General features: G+C 63.0%; 26 protein-coding genes. 20 read left to right on the forward strand and 6 right to left on the reverse strand.

Features of this window, described 5'->3' with window-relative positions; genetic code table 11:
- Window position 1: 1 nt before the first annotated feature.
- Complete coding sequence (locus tag AC1DYW_RS16610) at window positions 2–394, reverse strand: DoxX family protein (protein WP_477227089.1); 393 nt, start codon at window positions 392–394, stop codon at window positions 2–4.
- A 205-nt stretch (window positions 395–599) separates the two neighbouring features.
- On the opposite strand from AC1DYW_RS16610, the gene AC1DYW_RS16615 reads away from it, so the two are divergent.
- A complete protein-coding gene (locus tag AC1DYW_RS16615; protein ID WP_477226943.1) occupies window positions 600–1,088 on the forward strand; it encodes a hypothetical protein in 489 nt (162 codons plus the stop codon).
- Window positions 1,089–1,169: 81 nt separating this feature from the next.
- On the opposite strand, the gene AC1DYW_RS16620 is transcribed toward AC1DYW_RS16615, so the two are convergent.
- On the reverse strand, window positions 1,170–1,946 hold the full coding sequence (locus AC1DYW_RS16620) for a VOC family protein (protein WP_457151193.1): 777 nt from the start codon (window positions 1,944–1,946) through the stop codon (window positions 1,170–1,172).
- Window positions 1,947–2,119: 173 nt separating this feature from the next.
- Between AC1DYW_RS16620 and AC1DYW_RS16625 the strand changes: the two genes are divergently transcribed.
- The 12 genes from AC1DYW_RS16625 to otsB all read left to right on the forward strand — a co-directional run bounded on the left by AC1DYW_RS16625 (window position 2,120) and on the right by otsB (window position 15,145).
- Window positions 2,120–2,845, forward strand: coding sequence for a gamma-glutamylcyclotransferase (locus tag AC1DYW_RS16625; RefSeq protein ID WP_477226944.1), 726 nt, complete (start codon window positions 2,120–2,122; stop codon window positions 2,843–2,845).
- Window positions 2,846–2,964: 119 nt separating this feature from the next.
- On the forward strand, window positions 2,965–4,320 hold the full coding sequence (locus tag AC1DYW_RS16630; protein ID WP_457151191.1) for an NAD(P)-dependent oxidoreductase: 1,356 nt from the start codon (window positions 2,965–2,967) through the stop codon (window positions 4,318–4,320).
- A gap of 4 nt (window positions 4,321–4,324) precedes the next feature.
- Window positions 4,325–5,167, forward strand: a complete 843-nt coding sequence (locus AC1DYW_RS16635; protein WP_457151190.1) for a class I SAM-dependent methyltransferase — start codon at window positions 4,325–4,327, stop codon at window positions 5,165–5,167.
- Between the two features lie 12 nt (window positions 5,168–5,179).
- Window positions 5,180–6,493, forward strand: a complete 1,314-nt coding sequence (gene preA, locus AC1DYW_RS16640) for an NAD-dependent dihydropyrimidine dehydrogenase subunit PreA (RefSeq protein WP_457151189.1) — start codon at window positions 5,180–5,182, stop codon at window positions 6,491–6,493.
- Window positions 6,494–6,604: 111 nt separating this feature from the next.
- Window positions 6,605–7,123, forward strand: a complete 519-nt coding sequence (locus AC1DYW_RS16645) for an RrF2 family transcriptional regulator (RefSeq protein ID WP_457151188.1) — start codon at window positions 6,605–6,607, stop codon at window positions 7,121–7,123.
- Window positions 7,124–7,134: 11 nt separating this feature from the next.
- The gene (locus AC1DYW_RS16650; RefSeq protein ID WP_457151187.1) at window positions 7,135–7,593 is read left to right on the forward strand and encodes a carboxymuconolactone decarboxylase family protein; all 459 of its coding nucleotides are present in this window, start codon (window positions 7,135–7,137) and stop codon (window positions 7,591–7,593) included.
- 68 nt (window positions 7,594–7,661) lie between these two features.
- The gene (locus AC1DYW_RS16655) at window positions 7,662–8,039 is read left to right on the forward strand and encodes a DoxX family protein (RefSeq protein ID WP_477226945.1); all 378 of its coding nucleotides are present in this window, start codon (window positions 7,662–7,664) and stop codon (window positions 8,037–8,039) included.
- A 132-nt stretch (window positions 8,040–8,171) separates the two neighbouring features.
- Window positions 8,172–9,074, forward strand: coding sequence for a GNAT family N-acetyltransferase (locus AC1DYW_RS16660; RefSeq protein WP_477226946.1), 903 nt, complete (start codon window positions 8,172–8,174; stop codon window positions 9,072–9,074).
- Window positions 9,075–9,205: 131 nt separating this feature from the next.
- Window positions 9,206–10,267, forward strand: coding sequence for a glycosyltransferase family 4 protein (locus tag AC1DYW_RS16665; RefSeq protein WP_477226947.1), 1,062 nt, complete (start codon window positions 9,206–9,208; stop codon window positions 10,265–10,267).
- A 50-nt stretch (window positions 10,268–10,317) separates the two neighbouring features.
- Window positions 10,318–12,480, forward strand: a complete 2,163-nt coding sequence (locus tag AC1DYW_RS16670) for an amylo-alpha-1,6-glucosidase (RefSeq protein WP_477226948.1) — start codon at window positions 10,318–10,320, stop codon at window positions 12,478–12,480.
- Window positions 12,481–12,626: 146 nt separating this feature from the next.
- Window positions 12,627–14,408 carry an alpha,alpha-trehalose-phosphate synthase (UDP-forming) gene (locus AC1DYW_RS16675; protein ID WP_477226949.1) on the forward strand — a complete coding sequence of 594 codons (1,782 nt, stop codon included), beginning with the start codon at window positions 12,627–12,629 and terminating at the stop codon, window positions 14,406–14,408.
- Entirely contained in the window at window positions 14,405–15,145 is a 741-nt protein-coding gene (otsB, locus tag AC1DYW_RS16680) for a trehalose-phosphatase (RefSeq protein WP_477226950.1), read from the forward strand. The genes AC1DYW_RS16675 and otsB overlap by 4 nt, the downstream gene beginning before the upstream one ends.
- A 45-nt stretch (window positions 15,146–15,190) precedes the next feature.
- Here otsB and AC1DYW_RS16685 read toward each other — a convergent pair whose 3' ends face one another.
- Both AC1DYW_RS16685 and AC1DYW_RS16690 read right to left on the reverse strand, forming a co-directional pair.
- A complete protein-coding gene (locus tag AC1DYW_RS16685; RefSeq protein WP_477226951.1) occupies window positions 15,191–15,913 on the reverse strand; it encodes an SDR family oxidoreductase in 723 nt (240 codons plus the stop codon).
- A complete protein-coding gene (locus tag AC1DYW_RS16690) occupies window positions 15,910–16,755 on the reverse strand; it encodes an SDR family NAD(P)-dependent oxidoreductase (protein WP_477226952.1) in 846 nt (281 codons plus the stop codon). The genes AC1DYW_RS16685 and AC1DYW_RS16690 overlap by 4 nt, the downstream gene beginning before the upstream one ends.
- A gap of 103 nt (window positions 16,756–16,858) precedes the next feature.
- On the opposite strand from AC1DYW_RS16690, the gene AC1DYW_RS16695 reads away from it, so the two are divergent.
- Entirely contained in the window at window positions 16,859–17,746 is an 888-nt protein-coding gene (locus tag AC1DYW_RS16695; RefSeq protein ID WP_477226953.1) for a helix-turn-helix transcriptional regulator, read from the forward strand.
- A 13-nt stretch (window positions 17,747–17,759) separates the two neighbouring features.
- Here AC1DYW_RS16695 and AC1DYW_RS16700 read toward each other — a convergent pair whose 3' ends face one another.
- Window positions 17,760–18,395, reverse strand: coding sequence for a TetR family transcriptional regulator C-terminal domain-containing protein (locus AC1DYW_RS16700; RefSeq protein WP_095088913.1), 636 nt, complete (start codon window positions 18,393–18,395; stop codon window positions 17,760–17,762).
- 242 nt (window positions 18,396–18,637) lie between these two features.
- On the opposite strand from AC1DYW_RS16700, the gene aptA reads away from it, so the two are divergent.
- From aptA to AC1DYW_RS16725, 5 genes are all read left to right on the forward strand, one after another.
- The gene (gene aptA, locus AC1DYW_RS16705) at window positions 18,638–19,966 is read left to right on the forward strand and encodes an omega-aminotransferase AptA (protein WP_095088901.1); all 1,329 of its coding nucleotides are present in this window, start codon (window positions 18,638–18,640) and stop codon (window positions 19,964–19,966) included.
- Between the two features lie 70 nt (window positions 19,967–20,036).
- Window positions 20,037–21,287, forward strand: a complete 1,251-nt coding sequence (locus tag AC1DYW_RS16710) for a Zn-dependent hydrolase (RefSeq protein ID WP_477227090.1) — start codon at window positions 20,037–20,039, stop codon at window positions 21,285–21,287.
- Window positions 21,288–21,351: 64 nt separating this feature from the next.
- Window positions 21,352–22,803 (forward strand): dihydropyrimidinase, encoded by a 1,452-nt coding sequence (hydA, locus tag AC1DYW_RS16715; protein ID WP_477226954.1) that lies wholly within the window; start codon window positions 21,352–21,354, stop codon window positions 22,801–22,803.
- On the forward strand, window positions 22,800–23,177 hold the full coding sequence (locus AC1DYW_RS16720; RefSeq protein WP_477226955.1) for a hypothetical protein: 378 nt from the start codon (window positions 22,800–22,802) through the stop codon (window positions 23,175–23,177). Before hydA ends, AC1DYW_RS16720 begins: the two co-directional genes overlap by 4 nt.
- 51 nt (window positions 23,178–23,228) lie before the next feature.
- Window positions 23,229–23,570, forward strand: coding sequence for a hypothetical protein (locus tag AC1DYW_RS16725; RefSeq protein WP_477226956.1), 342 nt, complete (start codon window positions 23,229–23,231; stop codon window positions 23,568–23,570).
- Between the two features lie 20 nt (window positions 23,571–23,590).
- On the opposite strand, the gene AC1DYW_RS16730 is transcribed toward AC1DYW_RS16725, so the two are convergent.
- On the reverse strand, window positions 23,591–23,989 hold the full coding sequence (locus tag AC1DYW_RS16730) for a cupin domain-containing protein (RefSeq protein ID WP_477226957.1): 399 nt from the start codon (window positions 23,987–23,989) through the stop codon (window positions 23,591–23,593).
- A gap of 146 nt (window positions 23,990–24,135) precedes the next feature.
- On the opposite strand from AC1DYW_RS16730, the gene AC1DYW_RS16735 reads away from it, so the two are divergent.
- On the forward strand, window positions 24,136–24,927 hold the full coding sequence (locus AC1DYW_RS16735; protein WP_477226958.1) for an ABC transporter ATP-binding protein: 792 nt from the start codon (window positions 24,136–24,138) through the stop codon (window positions 24,925–24,927).

A 24,927-nucleotide genomic window follows, 5' to 3' on the forward strand; every position in this document is an offset into this window, starting at 1 on the left:
GTCAGGCGCTACGGCGGTTGTCCAACGCAAAAGCGCCGGCGCCGGCAAACACCAGATAGAGGAAGATGAAGCAGAACGAGATCGCCAAATCTCCGCCGTTGTTGACGGGGAAAAAGTCGCGCGGCATGTGCGCCATGAAATAGGCGATCGCCATTTCGCCGGCCAGCAGGAACGCGACCGGGCGGGTGAACAGCCCCAGCGCCAGCAGGATGCCGCCGGCGAATTCGAGAATTCCAGCGGCGAGTGTCAGCCCGGTAAGGGTATGGGGTTGGTCGCTTATGGGAAAATTGAACAATTTCTGGCTGCCGTGCTCGATGAACTGCAGCGCCGTCATGATGCGCAGCACCCCCAAGGCCTGCGGCTGATACTTGGCGAGGCTTTCGAAAAGCTTCATAAATGGCTCCATTTGTCGCTTCCCGACCGGCCATAGATTGTCGCTGGGTAACGGACCATTCACTTCCCATGGCATGCCATCAACAATCGGTGATTGGAAATGTTCCCCGGTTTGACCTTTCATATTGTTCTCGTATGGGTTGCATTTGTATCGCTATGGTTGTATCCATAATATGGACATTCCGAACAGGTGGGTTCCCTTGGTTATGAAAAAAGTCGCCATCAGTCTATTCGCAATCCTTGCAGGGACCAGCTTCGCCATGGCCGAGGATGCCGGCTGCGAGGCCTTCAAATGGCCGGTGACGCGGGAACAGGCGTTGTTTGCCGCAGCGCCTGCAACGCCGTCTGGAGCGACGCTGGTGGTGGGTGCTGCTGCGGATCTGGCACTGGTGCCGGCGGAGAAAGCCGGTTTTGCGCTGCCGCCCGAACATGCCCCCGCATCAGGCACGTTCGGTGCCGTCGCCAGCGTCGAGGTGCCGGCCGAGGGCGCCATTCAGATAAGTCTGTCAGGCGAGGCCTGGATCGATGTCATTCAGGACGGCCACGCCATGAAGTCAGTGGGCTATAGCGGTGTGAAAACCTGCCCCGGCATCCGCAAGAGCGTGCGTTTCAAGCTTGCGGCCGGCCCGGCCACCGTCCAGTTCAGCGGCGCGAAAAAGGCAGACCTGAAGGTCGCGGTGCTGACGCCCGGGTAATTCTCAAAGAGCGCCAGAGTCAGCGAGACAGCGCCCCTCTGTCCAGATGGACAGAGGGGCGGAGAAACCGGGCCTGGCCTCTTACCGCACCGGCGCCATCAATGCGAAATGGGCGCCTTGCGGGTCCTGGCATTGCACGATCCAGCTGCCGCCGGGGACCTCCATCGGGCCCATCAGGATCTTGCCACCATTGTCGGTGACCCGCTTGGCGGCCGCATCTATGGCCGCAACATTGAAGTAGAACTGCCAGACCGGCACCGGGATCTGCTGCGGCTTGTTCATGATGCCGCCACTGGATTCGGGGCCGGCTGTGAAGGTCTGGTAGGTGCCCATCGGGCCCATGTCGAAATCGCCGGCATTGGCCCAGCCGAACTGGTCGGAATAGAAATCGAACGCGGCCTTCCAGTCCGATGTGTAAAGCTCGTGCCAGCCGATATGGCCTGGGGTGCTGGCTGGCACGATGGGCTGGTCCGGGCCGTTCGGCTGCAGAAACATGAAGGTCGCGCCTTGCGGATCGGCGACGACGGCAAAGCGGCCGACGCCCGGAATGTCGTCGGGCTTGCGGTGAACCGCACCGCCGGCTTTCTCCAGCGATGCCGTCGCGGCATCGACGTCTTTTGTATGGATGTAGCCGAGCCAAGCCGGCGGCATGCCCATCTTGGCGGCGTCCTCGGGCATCGTCATCAGCCCGCCGACGCCACGCTCGCCGACATTCATGACGATGTAGCGCGGCATGCCGGGGGCCTTGTCGAAAGGCTGCGCGGTCCAGCCGACCACCTTGGTGTAGAACGCCTCCGCAGCGTCCAGATCTGTGGTCATCAATTCGTACCAGAAAAAGGGCATCGGGGTTTTTGGCATGGTCGGTCTCCTCACCGGTTATGCATCGATCGTCGGTCGATCCATCCTAGGACGATCTTCACGACGGAAATCCGACAATCGCCCAAACAAGAATGTCGGTCCATGACAAGCGTTCCCGGGTTGCGCGCCCACCGGTTTTCGATTTCTCTGCGGTGGAGAGGGGACGTCGTTTCATGCGCCGGATGTCGCTCACGCCTGAGCTTGTCGCACTGTGCCATCGGGAGGAGGCCGATCCTGGCCCTGACCCGAGCTGGACGGAGTTGAAAGACGAGGATTTCCGGCCCCTTGCCTTGCGGCTGTCCGGTGAAGCCGACGAGGGGCCGCTTTGGGTATTCGCCTATGGATCGCTGATCTGGAAGCCGGAGTTCGAGTCGATCGAGCAGCAACTCGCCACGGCCTTTGGCTGGCACCGCTCCTTCTGCCTCGACATGGTGCGTTGGCGCGGCAGCGCCGAGCAGCCGGGGCTCATGATGGCGCTCGAGCGGGGTGGACGGTGCAACGGCGTCATCTATCGCTTGCCGGAAGGCGAAAAACCGGCCCAGATCGAACGGCTGCTGCGGCGCGAGATCAGCGACCACGAAAGTATCGACACGGTCAGGTGGCTCCCGGTGCATACGGCTCAAGGGTCGCTGCGCGCGCTTGGCTTCTGGGTCGGCGTGAAGGGCAGGGGAACGTCACTGAAGCAGCCGCTGGACAAGGTGGCGAGCGTGCTGGCCAGAGCCTGCGGGCACATCGGGTCCGGCGCCGAATATCTCTACAACACGGTCAGTCATCTCGAAGCGTTCGGCATCCACGACCGCAATCTGTGGCGGTTGCAGGAACTGGTTGCGGACGAGGTCCGGGCTATCCATGGCCATGCTGTGGAGCCCAGCCATTCGCTCGCACTGCAAACGCCATAACATGAGTAAAAATATCATGTTTTATCCAGCCTTTTCAGGGCCTTGCGCCGAAAATTGACCAATTGATAAAAAAATAAAACGTGCTAGCCTTCGCCAAAACAAAACATGGGGAACTGACGATGCCAGAAGGCCAGTTCAAGGAAGGCATTGCCGGCGGCCGGCTCCAAGCCGACCAGTATGCGGACAATTTTTCCGACCTGCACCCGCCGCTCGATCACCACGAGGCGCTGGTCGAATCCGACCGCTGCTATTTCTGCTACGACGCGCCGTGCATGAATGCATGCCCGACCTCGATCGACATTCCGCTGTTCATCCGCCAGATATCGACCGGTAATCCTATCGGTTCAGCCAAGACGATCTTCGACCAGAACATTCTGGGCGGCATGTGCGCCCGCGTCTGCCCGACCGAGACGCTGTGCGAAGAGGTCTGCGTGCGCGAGGTGGCAGAAGGCAAGCCGGTCCAGATCGGCCGTCTGCAGCGCTATGCCACCGATGTCGCGATGAGCGAGAACAAGCAGTTTTACCAACGCGCCACTGCCACCGGCAAGACGGTCGCCGTGGTGGGGGCAGGGCCGGCAGGCCTCGCCGCCGCGCACCGGCTCGCCCGCCATGGCCATGACGTGACCATCCTGGAAGCGCGGCCGAAGGCCGGCGGGCTCAACGAGTACGGCATCGCCGCCTACAAGAGCGTCGACAATTTCGCCCAGGCCGAAGTCGACTACGTCACCGCCATCGGCGGCATCGACATCCAGAACGGCAAGGCGCTTGGTCGCGACTACCAGCTGTCCGACCTTATACGCAATTACGATGCCGTGTTCCTCGGCATGGGGCTTGGCGGCGTCAATGCGCTGCGCGCCGATGGCGAGGATGCCGACGGCGTAACCAATGCGGTCGAGTTCATTGCCGAACTGCGCCAGGCCAGTGATCTCGCCAGCCTGCCGGTCGGCCGGCGTGTCGTCGTCATCGGCGGCGGCATGACGGCGATCGACGCGGCGGTGCAGTCGAAGCTGCTTGGCGCCGAGGAAGTGACGATCTGCTACCGGCGTGGCCACGAGCAGATGAACGCTTCCGGGTTCGAACAGGATCTTGCCGCCGCCAACGGCGTCACCATCCGCCACTGGCTGCAGCCCAAGCGGGTGATTGCAGAAGGCGGCAAGGTGTCAGCCATCGAACTCGAATACACCGCCATGGACGGCGACAGGCTTGCCGGCACCGGCGAGAGGCTGACACTGGTCGCCGACCAGGTGTTCAAGGCGATCGGCCAGAGTTTCGTGCCGACCGCGCTTAACGGCAGCGGTGCCGAGATCGAGCTCGAAGCCGGACGCATCAAGGTCGATGCGGAAGGCCGCACCTCGCTCGCCAAGGTCTGGGCCGGAGGCGACTGCATCTTCGGCGGCGACGACCTCACCGTTTCGGCCGTGGCGCAGGGCCGCGACGCGGCGGAGAGCATCCACAGGAGCCTCGCTCAGGGATAGGATCATGGCCACGGTGGAACCGGGCATCGCCCGTCACTATGACATATCGGGCCTGGAGGAGCGGATCATTGCCGCGCTCTCCGATAGCGGCGTGGACGTTGCCAATCTGCGTGCAAGCGATCTTGAAGCGGTCGACGAATTTCACATTGGCGGCGTGGCCGCGACCATGGCACTCGTCGGGCAGATGGGGCTGAAGCCGGGGACAATGCTTCTCGACATCGGGTCTGGCGTCGGCGGGCCGGCCCGCTTCGTCGCCAACAATGTTGGCGCCGATGTTACCGGCATCGACCTCACGCAAAGCTATGTCGATATCGCGGCCAGCCTGTCCGAGCGAACCGGTATGGCGGGCAAGACGCGCTTCGTGCAAGGCAGTGCGCTGGACATGCCATTCGCGGATGCCAGCTTCGATGCGGCGGTTGTCCTGCATGTCGGCATGAACCTCCCCGACAAGCCGGGACTGATGAGCGAAGCTGCCCGCGTGCTGCGGCCAGGCGGCGTTTTCGCCGTCTACGATGTGATGCGGCTGAAGGACGGCGTGCTGACCTTTCCGCTGCCATGGGCGTCTGATGAAACCATGTCCTTCGTTGCTACCCCGGACGACTATCGCTCGGCGGCCGTCGCCGCCGGGTTCTCCGTGATCGCCGAGCGGCCGCGCGGCGCCTTTGCCATCGAGTTCTTCGCCACGATGCGTGCGCGCCTGGCAGCCGCGCAAGCGGAAGGCAGCAAGCCGCCGCCCGGGGTTGGCCTCGTCATGGGCGACGACGCCCGCACCAAGATCGCCAATCTCACCGCCGCACTTGAAGGCGGCATTCTTGCACCCGTCGAACTGCTCCTTCGTCTCGGTTGAAAGGGACCTGTCATGGCAGACATCCGCAATAATTTCGTCGGCATCAAATCGCCCAATCCGTTCTGGCTGGCCTCGGCGCCGCCGACCGACAAAGCCTACAACGTCATCCGTGCCTTCAAGGCCGGCTGGGGCGGCGTTGTCTGGAAGACGCTTGGCGAGGAAGGCCCGCCGGTGGTCAACGTCAACGGCCCGCGTTACGGCGCGATCTGGGGCGCCGACCGGCGACTGCTCGGCCTCAACAACATCGAGTTGATCACCGACCGCGACCTGCAGGTCAATCTGCGCGAGATCAAGCAGGTCAAGAAGGACTGGCCCGACCGTGCCATCGTCGTCTCGCTGATGGTGCCTTGCGTCGAGGAGAGTTGGAAGGCGATCCTGCCGGTGGTCGAGGAGACGGAAGCTGATGGCATCGAGCTCAATTTCGGCTGTCCGCACGGCATGTCGGAACGTGGCATGGGTGCCGCCGTCGGCCAGGTGCCGGAATATATCGAAATGGTGGTGCGCTGGTGCAAGGCCAACACCCGAATGCCGGTCATCACCAAGCTGACGCCCAACATCACCGATGTGCGCAAGCCCGCGCGTGCCGCGCTTGCCGGCGGCACCGACGCGGTGTCGCTGATCAACACCATCAATTCGATCACCGGCGTCGACCTTGACAGTTTCGCGCCGCAGCCGACCATCGACGGCAAGGGTTCGCATGGCGGCTATTGCGGCCCGGCGGTGAAGCCCATCGCCATGAACATGGTGGCCGAGATCGCGCGCGATCCCGAAACCCACGGCTTGCCGATCTCCGGCATCGGCGGCATCACCACCTGGCGCGACGCGGCCGAATTCATGGCGCTCGGCGCCGGCAATGTTCAGGTCTGCACGGCGGCGATGACCTACGGCTTCAAGATCGTGCAGGAGATGATCGCAGGTCTCGAAAACTGGATGGACGAGAAGGGGCATGCCTCGCTCGACGACATTGTCGGCCGCGCCACGCCCAACGTCACCGACTGGCAGTACCTCAACCTCAATTATGTTGCCAAGGCCCGTATCGACCAGGACGCCTGCATCCAATGCGGCCGCTGCCACATCGCCTGCGAGGACACTTCGCATCAGGCGATCACCAGCATGGTCGACGGCAAGCGGCATTTCGAGGTGATCGAGGCAGAATGCGTCGGCTGCAATCTGTGCGTCAATGTCTGCCCGGTCGAGAACTGCATCACCATGGAGCCGCTCGCGGCAGGCGCAATGGACCAGCGCACCGGCAAGCCGGTGTCGCCGATCTATGCCAACTGGACGACGCACCCGAACAACCCGATGGCCAAGGTGGCGGCGGAGTAGGGGCAGCATTCGTCGAAAAAAAGCGGCGCTTTCGGGCGCCGTTTTTCATTTCTCTATTGCAGATAAAACTTATCCACGATATAAATTATCCAAGAATAGGAGGTCAACACAATGAAACTGGGCGAGGGCGTTGAAGCAGCCATCCACTGCGCCGCCATGCTGGCCGGCGTCGAGGGTGAAGCGACCATGCCGGGCGCCGCGCTGGCGGAGGCCTTTGGCCTGTCGCCGAGCTACCTCCTGAAGCATCTCAACATGCTGAGCGCTGCGCGCATCCTGGAATCGGTGCCGGGACCGGCCGGCGGCTACCGGCTGGCGCGGCCGGCCGAGCGCATAACGCTGCTCGATATCGTGCTGGCGGTCGAAGGGCGCGAACCGGCCTTCCGTTGCGGCGAGATCCGCCGCAACGGTCCGACCAGGCTAGACGCCTCGGCTTATGTCAAACCCTGCGGCATCAATATCGCGATGCTGAAGGCCGAGAAGGCCTACCGCGCCGCACTGGCCGAGGCAAAGCTGTCCGACATCGTGGCGGAATACGTGACCGATGCCGATCCGCGTTCGGTCGCTGCCGGCTGCGCTTTCGTGGCGCGCCATCAGAGACCGCAGAAATCCAGTTCAACCAAGCAAGCGTAAAGGACATCAAGATGAAACAGAGGCTGCAATTTTTCGCCAAGGCGCCGGAGATCATGAAGGCGGTGTCGGCGCTCAACAAGGCGGTCGACGAATGCGGGCTTGAGGTGGGCCTGCTGCACCTGATCAAATTGCGTGCATCGCAGATCAATGGCTGCTCGTACTGCGTCGAGATGCACAGCCGCGAGGCCAGGCGCGACGGCGAGAGCGAGCAACGGCTCTATCTGGTTTCGGCCTGGAAGGAATCGCCGCTGTTTTCCGAGCGTGAGCGCGCCGCCTTCGCCTGGACCGAGGCCGTTACCCTGATCGCTGACCATGGCGTGTCGGACGAACTCTATGCAAAGACGCTCCAGCATTTCTCGGAAGAGGAACTGGTCAAGCTGTCGGTCGCGCTCGGCATGATCAACACCTGGAACCGGCTCTGCATCCCGTTCCACGCCATTCATCCAGTGGCGGCGGCCAAGGCTGCCTGATTGACAGGTTTTGTCTTGGAGCGCCGTCGAGGAGGCGGCGCTCCAACTGTTTTGAAAGGGGGAGTTTGATGCCGATCGATTTGCCTTCGAGCTTGTTGTTTCTCGGCCGGTTGTTGCTCGGCGGCGCCTTCGTCTTCGCCGGCCTGCGAAACATCCAGAACGCGGCCTTCCTGACCCATCTGATGGCCGCGCGCGGCGTGCCGCAGGCGCGGTTGGCGCTATGGGCCGGCATTGTCCTGCAGATCATTGCCGGCGTCTTGGTAATGGCGGGCTTCTGGACCGCAATTGCCTGTGCGGTGCTGGTCGTGTTCCTCATTGTTGCAACGCCGATGTTCCACAATTTCTGGGATCATCAGGGCCCGGATCGGGCGTCGCGCATCAACGGCTTCGTCGGCAATGTCGCACTGGGCGGTGGTTTTCTGACGCTGATCGCACAGTCTGTCTAGGCAAAGAGCAAGCGATCAGGTTTCCCGCAGAAGATCGACGGACCACGAGGATTGCAGGTAACGGCGGTGCGTTTGACTTCGGCACCGGACGCTCTAACGTGCGCCGGCGGCTTCTTGTCGAGGAGTGGCCCCATGTCAGTCGTGTATCGACCTGCCGGCGCGCAAGATCTGAAACGAGCTGACGAGCTTGTCGTTGCCAGCATCAACGATTTGACCGAGCGCCATGGCTTTGGCCCCATAGCCGTGCCGCGCCCGACCAATTTTCAATTGTTTTCCTTGAACGACGACGCCGCTGGCTTGTGGGTGGCGGAAGACGCCGGTGAAATCCTCGGCTTCGCCTGGAGTTGGGTCTGCGGGGATTTGTGGTTTCTCGCGCAGCTGTTCGTTTCTTCCAGTCATCAGGGCAGCGGGATCGGCAATCAACTGTTGAAACGAACGCTGGAGCATGCGCGGCAGTCGGGAGCGACCAACAAGGCTTTGATCACCTTCAGCTTCAACACCGTATCGCAAGGTCTCTACATCAGGCACGGACTGTTCCCGCGATTCCCGATCTACAATCTCAGCGTTGCGCAGGATGTCCTGAAAGGTCGATTGAAGGCCGGGCAGCTCCGCAGTGTGCCTCTGAGGGAAACAGCTTCGCACCTGCATAGCCTTGCCTATATTGACGATCGGGCCCTGGGCGTATCACGCGAAAAGCACCATCGGTATTTGATCAACGACGAGCAGACGAGGGGTGTCGTTCTCTATGCCGGGGAGGACTGCGTCGGCTACGTCTACATAGGCACCAACGGCCACATCGGGCCACTTGCGGTCGTGCGGCCGGATGAGCTCGACGCTGCCTTCAGAACCGCACTGACTCTCGCCGCGGAGATTGGCTCTTCGCAGGTGTCGGCGTTTCTGCCTGGCACGACGCAAACAGCTCTGAGCACCGCCGTCGAGCATGGGATGCGCATCACGCTTCCCATGGTTCTGATGTCGACGCGGGATCTTGGCGATTGGTCTCAGTATTTGCCCCGCAATCCTGGTTTCATGTGATCGCAGCCCCTGCGTGGCATGGCATTCGACCCGCAGCCGCTCGTCGCCTCCGACGGCATCGATGTTATATCGGAACCAATCGAGCCGCTGATGCATTTCGCACCTGTATGCTGAGCATCCCGGGACGAAATATGAAAATTGCCCATGTCGCGCCGCTTTATGAATCGGTGCCGCCCAGACTTTATGGTGGCACCGAACGCATCGTCTCGTACCTGACCGAAGGGCTGGTTGACCTTGGCCATGAGGTGACCCTGTTTGCCAGTGGCGACAGCCAGACCTCCGCGAAGCTGGTCGCCGGCAGGGAATGCGCGCTTCGCCTCGATCCGCGCCCGCTCAAATCCGAGATTGCGGCGCATCTTTCGATGCTTGCCGAGGTGCGGAAACGGGCGCGAGAGTTTGACGTCATCCACTTCCACCTCAGCCACTTCCTGCACTTTTCCTTCTTCGAGGACATGGCGGAGCGGACAGTGACGACGCCGCATGGCAGGCTGGACTATGTCGACCTGGCGCCGGCCTATGAGCGGTTCCCGCGCTTCCCGATGATTTCCATTTCGCGCAGCCAGAAGACGGGCCTTGCCAGGGCCAACTGGCTGGCAACGATCCACCACGGACTGCCGACCGGTGCTTACGAACCGACGTTCGAGACGAAGGCGCAAGAACCCTATCTTGCCTTCCTCGGTCGGTTTTCACGCGACAAGCGCCCGGATCGCGCCATCGAGATCGCCTTGCGCTCCGGGCTCAAGCTGAAGCTTGCGGCAAAGATCGGCGACGACGACCGAGCCTATTTCCACGAAGTGGTCGAGCCTTTGATCGACGGCGATCGCATCGACTATGTCGGCGAGATCGAGGAGGACCAGAAGGCGGAATTTCTCGGCAACGCGGCCGGCCTGCTGTTCCCGATCGACTGGCCGGAGCCGTTCGGCCTTGCCGCCATCGAGGCAATGGCCTGCGGCACGCCGGTGATCGCCTGGAATTGCGGCGCGCTGCCCGAGATCATTGATCAAGGCGTCACCGGCTTTATCGCGGATTCGTTGGATGGCGCGGTCGCCGCGGTGCCGGACCTGCTGCAGCTCGACAGGCGAAAGGTGAGGGGCGTTTTCGAAAAGCGGTTTTCCGCCAGAAGAATGGCCGGCGACTATTTGGCTGCCTATGCGCGCCTGCTCGGTGTCCCGAGCGAGGCGAAGGCGTCGTGAGCAGCGACGCGCTCAAGCGGTGGGAACGAAACGATAGGGATCTGTGACGAATGACCCAACTCGATGAGCGCCAGCTCGATCCCGCCGTCGCGCTTGCCTCGCTCGACGCGACAGCGCCTCGTGAGCCGCACCGGCTGTTTGCGCTCAAACAGGGCGACTGCTTTGCGGTTGCCGATGCCTATGGCGATATACGCGGCGCCGGCGACGGTTTTTTCCGCGACGACACACGGGTGCTGTCCGAGTTCCGGTTGACCGTCGGCGGCAGGCAGACATCGCTGCTTGGCGCCTCGCTCAGCCAGGACAATGTCTTGTTCACCACCAACCTGACCAATCTGCCGATGCTCAGCGCCAGCGGTCGCGATATTCCGCAGGGCGCCATTCATGTCGAACGCGTCCGGCTGCTCTGGCAAGACAGGCTGTTCGAACGCATCACCCTTTCCAATTACAGCCGGGAAACCTCGACGATCGGCGTTTCCCTGCACTTTGCTGCTGATTTCCGTGACATGTTCGAAGTGCGCGGCTCGACACGGCTGCGGCGCGGCATGACACATGTGGCCGAGATGGATGCGACATCCGTCCTGCTGCGCTACGACGGCTTGGACGGACTGGCGCGCGCATCGGCGATTTCGTTCTCGCAGGCACCGGATCAACTGACAGCCGACCGCGCCGATTTCTTGCTTGCGGTGACCAAGCGCAGCAGCAGTGTGCTCTATGTCGAGGTCGGTTCCGAGGTGGCGGATGCGCCCGATCGTGACCGTTTCCGCGCCGCAGCCGCCCGGGCCCGCTTTGGCATGCGGGCCAAGCGCCGCCATGGCGCGACGGTGCACAGTTCCGGTCGCGTCTTCAACGACTGGGTCGAGCGCGCCCGCGCCGATGTCGCGCTGCTGACCACCGAGCTTGCGACCGGACCCTATCCCTATGCCGGCATCCCCTGGTTCTCGACGGCGTTCGGGCGTGACGGCGTCATCTCGGCGCTGCAGATGCTCTGGCTCAATCCCGGCCTGGCGCGGGGGGTGCTGGCTTTCCTGGCCCAGCATCAGGCGACGGAGACGTCGCCGTTCAGTGATTCGCAGCCGGGCAAGATCATGCATGAGACCCGCAAGGGCGAGATGGCGGCGCTGCGGGAGCTTCCATTCGGCCGCTACTATGGCGGCGTCGATACGACGCCGCTCTACATCCATCTCGCCTGTGCCTATGCAGATCGTACTGGCGACATGGCGTTCATCGACAGCCTGTGGCCGTCGCTGTGCGCGGCGGCCGATTGGACGGAGGAGGCGGGCCGCGAGACCGGATTCGTGACTTACCAGCGGGCTGCCGAGTCCGGCCTCGCCAACCAGGGCTGGAAGGACAGCTTCGATTCCGTCTTTCATGCCGATGGCCGAATCCCCAAGGGTCCGATCGCGCTGGTCGAGGTGCAAGGCTATGTCTTTGCCGCCTTCCGGGGGCTGGCGGCGCTTGCCCGTCGCCGTGGCGAGGACGAGAGAGCCGACCACTGGGACAGTCTCGCCGAGGCCATGCGGGCTGCGGTGGAACGCGATTTCTGGCTCGACGACCTCGGCTTCTATGCCCTTGCGATCGACGGTGCCGGCGAGCCCTGCAAGGTGCGAACCTCGAATGCGGGCCATCTCCTCCTTGTCGGGCTTCCGGAGCCGGCGCGGGCGCAGATGGTCGCCGATCAGCTGCTTTCCGCCTCCTTCCATTCCGGCTGGGGGCTGAGGACGCTTGCCGACGATGCCGTGTTCTTCAACCCGATGTCGTACCACAATGGCTCGATCTGGCCGCATGACACGGCCATGTGCGGCGCCGGCCTGGCGCGCTATGGCGAGCGTGACAGCGTGGTGCGCCTGATGAGCGGCACGTTCGAATCCGCCGTCCATTTCAACATGCGGTTGCCGGAACTGTTCTGCGGGTTTACCCGCGCGCCGGGCGAAGCACCGATCGCCTATCCCGTCGCTTGCCTGCCGCAAGCGTGGTCGGCGGGATCCGCCTTCATGCTGATGCAGGCCTGCCTCGGCCTGGAAATCGATGGCTGGGACGGCGAAATCCGCGTCACCCGTCCGCGGCTGCCGATCGGCATCGACACACTCACGCTGCGGCATCTGGGCGTCGGTGAAAGGGTGGTCGATCTCACGTTCCAGCGTGTCGGCGACCGGGTCGTCGCCTTCCTCGCCGACCGGCATGAAGGCCTTGTACCGCTCATCGTCAGAACATGATCCGATCCAGATTGGCTGGAACTGATCGCTGCCTTGTGCGTTGCACAATACAGGTCCGGGCGCCGACCAGGTTGCCGGCGGACAGTTTCTAGTCGGAAACACGAACAAAAAGGCCGCCGAACGGCCTGAGGTGAGTTGGCATTCCAATGACAGATTATGGTGCGGACCTGCTCTGGGTTCTGATCCTCGCGAGCCTTTGTCTTTCCGCTCTTGCCGTTTTCTTCTCCATATCGCGGCAACGCCGCAGCCACCATCCAACGGTTGCACATCCAGCCGGCGAGGACGTGGCCGCGGAAGCGGCGCGCAAGGTGATACGGGAGTTCGAAAAGAACGGCCAATCAGCCGATGCCGCCCTGGTGACGTGGTCGCCCGAGACATTGCGCAAGATCCTGGCTGACGATCTGCCCGATGCGCAGGTCATCGTGGTCTCCAACCGCGAACCATACATCCACAACGTCAGGGGCAATGGCGTCGAACTGCTCGTACCGGCTAGCGGGCTGGTTTCGGCGCTCGAGCCGATCACCCGCGCCTGCGCCGGGACATGGATTGCCTATGGCGGCGGCACCGCGGACCGTCTCATGGTCGACGAGGACGACCGGGTCCAGGTGCCGCCCGGCAATCCGTCCTACACGCTGCGCCGGGTCTGGCTGACGGAGGAGGAGCATCGGGGCTACTATCTCGGCTTCGCCAACGAAGGCCTGTGGCCGCTTTGCCATATCGCCTTCACCCGGCCGATCTTTCGCGCCTCGGACTGGGAGGCCTATGAAGCCGTAAACCGGAAGTTCGCCGACACGGTGGTGGCCGAAGCGCGCAACGAGCGGCCGATCGTGCTGGTCCAGGACTATCACTTCGCGCTGCTGCCGCGGATGATTCGCGAGCGCCTGCCCGAGGCGATCGTCATCACCTTCTGGCACATCCCGTGGCCGAACTCGGAAGTCTACAGCATCTGTCCATGGCGTGAGCGCATCCTCGAAGGACTACTCGGCAGCTCGATCATCGGTTTCCACACCCAGTTCCATGCCAACAATTTCACCGAGAGTGTCGATCGCTTCCTGGAAAGCCGCATCGAGCGGGCGGATGCGGCCATATCCTATGGCGGGCAGACGACGCTGGTGCACGCCTATCCCATCTCGATAGAGTGGCCGGCGGACCTTCTTGCAAAATTGCCTGATGTCGATGACTGCCGCGCCCGCCTGCGCGCCCGGTTCGGATTGAAAGCGGATGTGAAACTGGGCGTCGGCGTCGAACGTCTCGACTACACCAAGGGTATTCTGGATCGCCTCCAAGCGCTGGACGAATTGTTCAAGCGATACCCGGAATGGATCGGAAAGGTGGTCGTCCTGCAGATCGCGGCACCGAGCCGCGGCACGCTCCCGGCCTACAGGCAGCTCTACGACGAATGCCACCGTTATGCCGAAGAGCTCAACGAGCGCTATGGCAGCGACGGCTACAGGCCGGTGATCATGGTGGCCGAACATCACACGCAGGAACAGGTCTATGAGATCTATCGTGCCGCCGACATCTGCATGGTCACCAGCCTGCATGACGGCATGAACCTGGTCGCAAAGGAATTCGTTGCAGCTCGCAACGACGAACAGGGCGTCTTGATGCTCAGCACATTCGCCGGTGCCTCGCGCGAATTGCTGGAGGCGCTGATCGTCAACCCCTACGATGCCGCCATGATGAGCGAGGCGCTGCTGCAGGCGCTGACGATGACGCCGGATGAGCAGCGCGAGCGCATGCGGCCGATGCGGCAGATGGTCCGCGACAACAACGTCTATCGCTGGGCCGGCAGCATGCTTCTGGATGCGGCACGCTTGCGCAAGCGCGGTGACGTCGATCGGGCAACCGGCAGTGGCGACCGACAGCCTCCAAGCGCCGACAATGTCGTTTCCATGTTCGAGCGCAAACGGCTGGCAATGTCATGAGCGAGACTCTGCGAAAGCCACAGACTGTGCTGGCCGGCGAATGGGCGCTGTTCCTCGACATTGACGGCACCCTGCTGGAACATGCCGAACACCCGGACGCCGTCTCGGTCAGCGCCGAGCTTCGCTCTTTGCTGCAAGACCTGGATCACAAGTTAAACGGGGCATTGGCTGTCATCACGGGCCGCTCGGTTGCGGCCGTGGATCAGCTTTTTCAGCCTTTGAAGCTGCGCGCGGCCGGGCTTTATGGCCTGGAACACAGGCTCCTGCCGGATGACCAAGTCGAAGTCGCTGGAGAGCCGGCGGATATTGCGGCCCTTGCCGACGAGATTGAGGCCGAGCTCGGTCGTGGGCAAGCCTATATCGAACGCAAGGGCCGGGTGCTGGCCATCCATACACGCGCTGCCCCGCACCTGCTTCCGCGCGCGACGCAGCTTGTCGAGCGGGCGCTGGCCAGCCTGCCCGAGGGCTACCGGGTGGTTGCCGGCAATGCCGGCGTGGAACTGCTGCCGCTCGAAGCTGCCAAGGGCGCCGCGATCCGGCGGTTCATGGGTATGGCGCCATTCAGAGGCCGCCGCCCGGTCTTCCTGGGCGACGACACGCCGGACGAGAACGGCTTCGAAGCCGTCAACGATGCCGGCGGCATATCGATACGGGTCAAACCACCCGCGCATACCGCCGCACGGTACGGCCTTGCCGGCGTTACCGAAACGCTCGCCTGGCTGAAAGGCCAACTTTAGGTCCAGCCCAGACACGCAACCGCTGCCACTTTTGGGCGATGTGGATCAAGCCGCAAATCGCAGACCGCCGTCGCAGGTCAGCACCTGGCCGGTCATGAAGCCGTTGGAGACGAGAAAGGCGATTGCCTCGGCGACGTCCTCGGCGCGGCCGATGCGGCCGACGGGAGTCTTGCAGGCAAAGTCGGCAAACAGCGCTTGCCGCTGCTCCTCGGCGAGAAAATCCCACCAGGGCGTGTCGATGACGCCAGGCGCCACAACATTGACGCGCAGCGGCTTCAGCTCCACGGCCAGGATCGGCACCACCGTCAACAGCATGCCGTTGATGGCGGCGATGCCGGCGACGCCCGGCGTCGCCAGCTGAGCCGATACTGCCGAGATGAAGGTGGCCGATCCGCTCTTGTTCAGCGTCGGCAAGGCGGCTTGCAGGCATGACAGTTGCGGGCGGACCTTCTCGTCGACGCCGCTGCCGATATCGGTCAGGTCTAGCGTCTGGAAGGGGCCAAGGCCCTTGCCGCCGCTGGCCGCCAGGACCAGGTGGTCGAAGGGGCCGAGGCGTTCGAAGAACTGGCTGACTTCGTCCGGCTTCGAGGCATCGAACGCTGCCTTCTCGACGGCCCCGCCGAGGCTCTTCCACGCGCCGTTGAGCCTATCCTGGTTGCGCCCGGTGATGGTCACCTTCATGCCGGGGCCAATCAGCTTGCGCGCCGTCGCCAGACCGATGCCGGACGAGCCGCCGATGACGACGGTGTGCTGGATTGTCGTGGTCATGAATGCTGTTCCTTCGATGTTGGGGAGGCGAGGCCGACGAGGTCGAGGCTCAAAGCTCGCAATTGTTGTCTAGCCTTGGCGTCGTAGGCCTGGGCGTCGGCGCGGGATTCCCGCAGGCCGTCGAAATAGAGGCCGCTGCGTCCGTCCAGCGCCGATGAAGTCGCAAGATTGAGGATAGCGTCGGCACCGGTTTCGACCGAACTCCATGGGGTGACGCCTGCCTGGCGGACCATGGTGGTGTCCATGTAGCTGGCCGGATGCAGCGCGTTCACGGTAACGCCTGTCCCTTTCAGCTCCTGCGCAAGGTCGACTGTGAACAGGATCTGCGCCAGCTTGCTCTGGCAATAGGCGCGCACGCCGTCGTAGCTGCGGGTCAGCATGACATCGCCGAAGTCGATCGCCTGCTGTCCAGCCGAGGCAACGTTGACGATGCGCGCCGGAGCGCTTGCTTTCAGCAATGGCAGAAGTTCCGATGTCAGCAGGAAGCCGGCGAGATAGTTGACGGCAAAGCGCAGTTCGTAGCCGTCGGCGCTGATCTGCCTTTTGGCACCTTGGCCGGCAGTGCCGATGCCGGCATTGTTGATGAGGATGTCGAGGCGGTCCGTCCTGGCGCGCACGGCCTCGGCGAGGCGGCGCACCTCGGCCAGCGAGGAGAGGTCGGCGACCAGCAGCTCGGCCTTGCCGCCGGCGGCTTCGATGTCGGCGATCGTCGCCTTACCGCGCGTCGCATCGCGGCCATGCACCAGCACGCGGGCGCCGCCAGCGCCAAGCCGCTGCGCGACGACGCGGCCGACGCCGTCGGTCGACCCGGTGACGAGGATTGTCTTGTCTTTGAGTTCCATGTTCAGAGCCTCCGTTCTGTTGCCCTGAACGGAAGATGGGACAGGCGGCGCGCGTCAAACAGTTCAAACTTTATCCTGGTATCAATACTGCTATATTAGCCTCATGGAATCCCAACCTCACTCTGCTCCCACGCACTCCGCCGAAGACAGCCGCCGGCGCGAGTTGGGCGCTTTCCTGCGCTCGCGCCGCGAAAGGCTGACGCCAGCGGCCACTGGCATTGCCACCGGCCTCAGACGGCGCACGCCCGGGCTACGGCGTGAGGAGGTGGCGATGATCGCCGGCGTCGGCACGACCTGGTACACATGGCTGGAGCAGGGGCGGGACGTCAGGCCCTCGGTCGAGGTGCTGACGGCGCTTGCCGACGCGCTGCGCCTCGACGCCGCCGAAAAGCAGCATCTGTTCATCCTAGCCGGCCGCCAGCAGCCGGAGCGTCGCGCCGTGGCGCCGGAAAAGGTCGACGGCCCCTTGCTGCACATGCTGCAGAGCCTGGTGCTGCAGCCGGCCTATGTCGTCGGCCGGCGCTGGGACGTGCTGGCCTGGAACCCGGCGGCGGTCGCGGTGTTCGGCGACTATGGTCTGCTGGAGGGTGATGCCCGCAACATCGTCCACATGGTCTTCACCAATCCGCACCACCGGCGGCTGCTCGTCGACTGGGAGCAACTGGCGCGCATCGTGCTGGCCTCGTTCCGGGCCGCAAGCGCCAGATATGTCGGCGATCCGGATTTCGAGCGGCTGATCGAGTTGATGACGCGCTCAAGCCCGGAGTTTCGCGCCTGGTGGCCGCAGCGCGACGTGGCGCACCGATTGTCGGGGGTGAAGCATGTCAGGCATCCGAGCGCTGGCGGCATGACGTTCGAGCATATGAGCTTGTCGGTGGGCGACGGCTCCGACATGAAGCTGATCGTCTACACGCCGCTTGCCGAGCAGAACTCGATCGCAAAGCTGCAGACATTGCTGGATGCGCTGCCGGCCGAACGGCGCAGCGCCTGATAGCCGCCGAAAGTTAGTTTTTCGGCTTCAGCCCGTCGAGGAACAATTGCTCCAGAAAACGGGCGGCATCCTCGAAACGGCCATCGCCGCCGCGGTCGGGGCCGAGCACGGCTCGGACCTGGACGTCGAAATCGGCATAGTGCTGCGTCGTTGCCCAGATCGAGAAGATCAGATGCCAGGGGTCGGTCCTGGCGATCTTGCCGGCGCGCATCCAGCTCTTGATGACGGCGGCTTTTTCATCGACCAGCGTTTTCAGTTCACCCGCCAGCAGCGGCATGATGCGCGGCGCCCCTTGCAGGATCTCATTGGCGAACAGCCGGCTCTCGCGCGGAAAATCGCGCGCCATTTCCAGCTTGCGCCTGATGTAGTTGCGCAATTCGGTCATGGGATCGCCGATGTCGTCCAGCTCGCGCAGCGGCGCCAGCCAGGTGTCGAGGAGCCGCTGCATCAGCGTCTCGTGGATGTCCTCCTTGCGGCGGAAATAATATAGCAGGTTCGGCTTCGACATGCCGGCGGCTTCGGCTATCTGGTCGATGGTCGAGCCGCGAAAGCCGTTGGTGGAGAAAACCTCGAGCGCCGCCTCCAGGATGAGTTCGCGCTTTTCCTGCTGGATGCGGGTGCGGCGAGGGGCGTCCGTGCTGGTGGTCACCGTAGCCAGCCCTCGCTTTGCCAAACCTCGCGTTCAAGGTCATCTGGACCAATTCTCTGGACCAGTTTTTCCTTGGCCTGTGGAACGCACTTCATGTGCCGCATTTCCGCTAGTAATCCCTTGACCGCCGACAGGGCGGTGCTAACGTTTGTCCAATCGGTCAAAAATTTGCGTAGCACGAAATCGCAACGAAGACCAAGCGTTGGGCGCACCGAAACAAGTTACAAGGGGAAGTCTTGGTCATGTCCAACCGGCTGAAAGTCACGCCGAACGATCTCAGTGCATTCTGGATGCCGTTCACGGCAAACCGGCAGTTCAAGCAGGCACCGCGCATGATGGTGTCCGCCAAGGACATGCACTACACCACCAGCGATGGCCGCAAGGTGCTGGACGGCACCGCGGGCCTGTGGTGCGTCAACGCCGGCCACTGCCGGCCGAAGATCACCGAGGCCATCCAGCATCAGGCCGCCGAGCTCGACTACGCGCCGGCCTTCCAGATGGGCCATCCGATCGTCTTCGAACTGGCCAACCGCCTAGTCGACCTCGCGCCGAAGGGCATGGACCATGTCTTCTTCACCAATTCCGGCTCGGAATCGGTCGAAACGGCGCTCAAGATGGCGATCGCCTATCACCGCGCCAAGGGCGAGGGCTCGCGCACCCGTCTGATCGGCCGCGAGCGCGGCTATCACGGCGTCAATTTCGGCGGCATCTCGGTCGGCGGCATCGTTTCCAATCGCAAGATGTTCGGCACGCTGCTCGGCGGCGTCGACCACATGGCGCACACGCATCTGCCCGAGAAGAACGCCTTCACCAAAGGTGTGCCGGAGCATGGCGCGGAACTGGCCAACGAGCTGGAGCGTATCGTCGCCCTGCATGACGCCTCGACCATCGCCGCCGTCATTGTCGAGCCGGTCGCCGGTTCCACCGGTGTGATCCTGCCGCCCAAGGGCTATCTGCAGAAGCTGCGCGAAATCTGCACCAAGCACGGCATCCTTTTGATCTTCGACGAGGTCATCACCGGCTTCGGCCGTCTCGGCACGCCGTTCGCCGCCGACTATTTCGGCGTCACGCCCGACATCATGACAACCGCCAAGGGCGTCTCCAACGGCGTCATCCCGATGGGCGCGGTGTTCGTGAAGAAGGAAATCCACGACGCCTTCATGACCGGCCCCGAGCACATGATCGAGTTCTTCCACGGCTACACCTATTCGGGCAATCCGATCGCCTGCGCGGCGGCCCTGGGCACGCTCGATACCTACAAGGAAGAGGGTCTGCTGACCCGTGGCGAGGAACTGGCGCCCTATTGGGAAGACGCACTGCATTCGCTGAAGGGCGAGCCGAACGTCATCGATATCAGGAACATCGGCCTGATCGGCGCGATCGAGCTGGCGCCGATCGCCGGCCAGCCGACCAAACGGGCCTTCTCGGCCTTCGTCAAGGCGTTCGAGCGCGGCGCGCTGATCCGCACCACCGGCGACATCATCGCGCTGTCGCCGCCGCTGATCATCACCAAGGGCCAGATCAACGAATTGATCGACCATGTGCGGGATGTCCTGCGCTCGATAGACTAATCTGCCTATACCTGGACGGGTGGCGACGGGAACCGCCGCCCGCCCAGGACATGAAATGAGAGGACTTGGCATGGCCGCACCCGGCGAGAATCTGCGAATCAATTCAGACCGCTTGTGGGATTCGATAATGGAGATGGCGAAGATCGGCCCCGGCATTGCCGGCGGCAACAATCGCCAGACCGTGACCGACGAGGACGGCGAGGGCCGGCATCTGTTCAAGCGCTGGTGCGATGCGGCCGGGCTCGACATGGGCGTCGACGAGATGGGCACGATGTTTGCCCGCCGCGAAGGCGCCGATCCCAGCCTGCCGCCGGTCTATGTCGGCAGCCATCTCGATACGCAGCCGACCGGCGGCAAGTATGACGGCGTGCTCGGCGTGCTGGGCGGGCTTGAAGTGGTGCGGTCGCTCAACGATCTCGGCATCAAGACCAAACATCCGATCGTCGTCACCAACTGGACGAATGAGGAAGGCGCGCGCTTTGCCCCGGCAATGATGGCATCCGGCGTGTTTGCAGGTGTGCTCGACCAGACCGACGTCTATGAGCATACAGACAAGCAAGGCAAGAAATTCGGCGAGGAGCTTGAACGCATCGGCTGGAAGGGCACCGAGAAGGTCGGCGACCGCAAGATCCATGCCTTCTTCGAACTGCATATCGAGCAGGGACCGATCCTCGAGGACGAGGGCATCGACATCGGTGTCGTCACCCACGGGCAAGGGCTGAAGTGGCTGCAGGTGACGCTGACCGGCAAGGAGGCCCACACTGGTTCGACGCCGATGCCGAAGCGCCGCAATGCCGGGCTCGGCATGGCGCGTGTGATCGAACTGGTGCACGAGATCGCCATGGACTACCAGCCTGACGCCGTCGGCGCGGTCGGCCATATGGAGGTGTTTCCCAACTCGCGCAACATCATCGCCGGCCGCACCGTCTTCACCATCGACATCCGCTCGCCCGAAAAGGAAGTGCTGGATGCGATGGACGGCCGCATCCGCGAAGGCATCGACACGATCTGCGAGGCGCTCGACATCCAGTACAAGATCGAGCAGGTCGGCGCTTTCGACCCGGTCACCTTCGACGCCGGCTGCGTCAAGGCGATCCGCGATGCCGCCGAACGCCTCGGCTATACGCACCGCAACATCGTCTCCGGCGCCGGCCACGATGCCTGCTGGATCAATCGCGTTGCGCCGACCGCGATGGTGATGTGCCCTTGCGTCGACGGGCTCAGCCACAACGAGGCCGAGGACATCTCCAAGGAATGGGCGTCGGCTGGTGCCGACGTGCTGTTCCATGCCGTGGTGGAGACGGCTGTCATCGTGGAGTGAGCTTACAAATCCGCATTCCAAACGCCGCTCGCAAAGAAGCGCGAAGAGAACAAGGGAACAAGACATGACCAAAGTCATCAAGAACGGCACCATCGTCACTGCCGACCGCACGTGGAAGGCCGATGTGCTGGTCAAGCACGGCAAGATCGTCGCCATCGGTTCGGACCTGCATGGCGACCACGAATTCGATGCCACCGGCTGCTATGTCATGCCGGGCGGCATCGATCCGCATACCCATCTCGAAATGCCGTTCATGGGCACCTATTCGGCCGATGATTTCGAATCCGGCACACGCGCGGCGCTCGCCGGCGGCACCACGATGGTGGTCGATTTCTGCCTGCCGGCGCCGCAGCAGTCGCTGCTGGAAGCCTTGCAGATGTGGGACAACAAGACCTCGAAAGCATCCTGCGACTATTCCTTCCACATGGCGATCACCTGGTGGGGCAAGCAGGTGTTTGACGAGATGGCCACCGTCGTCGACAAGGGCATCACCTCGTTCAAGCATTTCATGGCCTACAAGGGCGCGCTGATGGTCGACGACGACGAGATGTATGCCTCGTTCCAGCGTTGCGCCGACCTTGGCGCGCTGCCGCTGGTGCATGCCGAGAATGGCGACGTCGTTGCCGCCCTGTCGCAGAAGCTTTTGGCGGCCGGCAACAATGGCCCCGAGGGTCATGCCTATTCGCGGCCACCGGAAGTGGAAGGCGAGGCGACCAACCGCGCCATCATGATCGCCGACATGGCGGGCGTGCCGCTCTATGTCGTGCATGTCTCATGCGAGCAGAGCCACGAGGCGATCCGCCGGGCGCGGCAGAAGGGCATGCGTGTGTTCGGCGAGCCGCTGATCCAGCACCTGACGCTCGACGAGAGCGAGTATTTCAACAAGGACTGGGACCATGCGGCGCGCCGCGTCATGAGCCCGCCCTTCCGCAACAAATTGCACCAGGATTCGCTGTGGGCCGGCCTGCAGGCGGGTTCGTTGCAGGTGGTGGCGACCGACCATTGCGCCTTCACAACCAAGCAGAAACGCAACGGCGTCGGCGATTTCACCAAGATTCCGAACGGCACCGGCGGGCTAGAGGACCGCATGCCGGTGCTGTGGACCACCGGCGTCAACACCGGCCGGCTGACGATGAACGAGTTCGTCGCCGTGACCTCGACCAACATCGCCAAGATCCTCAACATGTACCCGAAGAAGGGCGCCATCGTCGAAGGGGCGGATGCCGACATCGTCGTCTGGGATCCGAAGCGCAAGAAGAAGATCTCGTCGAAGAAGCAGCAATCAGTCATCGACTACAATGTCTTCGAAGGATTCGAGGTGACCGGCCTGCCGCGCTTCGTGTTCTCGCGCGGCGAATTGTCGATCCAGGAGGCTGAGGTCAAGGCCAAGCCGGGGCACGGCGAGTTCGTGGCCCGCGAGCCGAACGCGGCGGTCAACCGGGCGCTGTCGACGTGGAAGGAAATTTCCGCGCCGCGCAAGGTCGAACGCACCGGCATCCCGGCGACCGGGGTTTGAGCTTGGAGCGCTCGGCCGCGCTCATTTCGTTGGTCCTGGCGGCAGTTGTCGCTGGCCCGGCAGCAGCGAGCGGCGTGCTGGCCGGCTCCTGGGGCAATGATGTCGGCTGCGCCGGCGTCAAGGCCGGCTATCAGGACAGCGATGCCTATATCGTGCTGACCGCCGAGGGCATCGAGACCTATGGCAGCGGCTGCCGGTTCGCGCAGCAATTGACGTCGGTGCTGGGTGCCCAATCGCTGGCTTCGACCTGTTCCGCCGAGGGCGAGGCGGGGACGACGATCGAAACAATCGTGGTCACCAACAAGGGTGAGGATGGTTTCTTCGTCACCATTCCCGGCCTTGAAGAAATGGGGCCGCTGCAATCATGTTCGTGACGTGGGGCGTTGGCATGCGCGTGTTTTGGTCTGTCCATTGCGACGGCGCTCGTGCTGGCTGCCGGTCAGGCTCTGGCAAAGGGGATTGATCTGTCCAAGCCCTACGGCAACAAGTCCGGCTGCATCAACAAGAACGGCCAGGAAGTCTATGCCGAGGACATGCTGCTGCTGACGGACACGGATCTGGTCACCGTGGCAAGCGCCTGCACCTTTACCGACAAGCAGGGGAAATCGGACGGTTCTCTGGTCATCAAGGCGCAATGCGAGGCCGAAGGCGAGGATGGGCAGTCGCCGGCAGAGTTCACCGTCAAGCAAAGCCCCAAGAGCGCCAAGAAGCTGGAGATCACCGATGCGGACGGTAATGTCATGGGGGAAGTCTCCCGGTGCCGATGACGATCAAGTTCCCATCGGCTTCAAGCGACCAGCGCATCCAGTTCCGGCAGCAGGACGACGCTTTCCTGTTCGTTGGGATCGGTGCGGGCAATGACGGCCGAAGACGGGGCGCCGCTGAGATTGGCCGGCAGATGCGGCACGCCGGCCGGAATGTAGAAGAGGTCGCCGGCCTTGACGACGATATGATGCTCCAGCCGGTCGCCATACCAGGTATGGACTTCGCCGGAGAGCACGTAGATCGCCGTTTCATGGTTCTCGTGCATGTGCGCCTTGGCGCGGGCGCCGGGCGGCATCGTCAGTATGTGCATGCAGATGCCGGAGGAGCCGACGGTTTCAGTGGCGATGCCGGCGAAATAGGTCAATCCCTGCTTGCCTTCATAAGTGGTTTCAGGGCGGATAAGATGACAAGTGGGCGACATCGGGGAAACTCCGGGCGTCGATTGAGTGGGGACAAATTAGTGGGACTGAGGCCGATGGGACAGGGGCGAGTGGAAAACAACATCGCAATAAAAGCAATCGGATTCCGGTCGGCGCCGCTGTGGCGGGAACAGGCAGGCAGCAAGCGATGACGGGGATTTCGCCAGCCGTCGTCGCGGCAAGCCAACTCGGACTGACCTTCCAAACCAATGATGGGCCGGTGCAGGCGCTGTCCAATGTCGACCTGACCATCGGCAAGGGTGAGTTCGTCTCCTTCATCGGGCCGTCGGGCTGCGGCAAGACCACCTTGCTGCGCGTCATCGCCGATCTGGAGAAGCCAACCTCGGGGACGATTTCGGTGAACGGCATGACGCCCGAACAGGCGCGTGAGAAACGCGCCTATGGCTATGTCTTCCAGGCCGCGGCGCTGTTTCCGTGGCGCACCATCGAGCGCAATGTCGGGCTGCCGCTGGAGATCATGGGCCTGTCCAAGGCGAAGCAGGCGGAGCGCATCAATCGCACACTCGACCTCGTCAACCTCTCAGGTTTCGAGAAGAAATATCCTTGGCAGCTTTCTGGCGGCATGCAGCAGCGCGCGTCAATCGCCCGGGCCCTGGCCTTCGACGCCGACCTTCTGTTGATGGACGAGCCATTTGGCGCGCTGGACGAGATCGTGCGCGACCACCTCAACAAGCAATTGCTGGAACTGTGGGGACGCACCAACAAGACCATCTGCTTCGTCACCCACTCCATTCCCGAAGCCGTGTATCTGTCGACACGCATCGTCGTCATGTCGCCACGTCCGGGCCGCGTTACTGATGTCATCGAATCGACGCTGCCGAAGGAGCGGCCGCTCCACATCCGCGAGACGCCGGAATTCCTCGCGATCGCAGCCCGCGTCCGGGATGGTCTGCGGGCAGGGCACAGTTATGAAGATTGA

This window comes from Mesorhizobium sp. P2_D5, assembly GCF_056404355.1.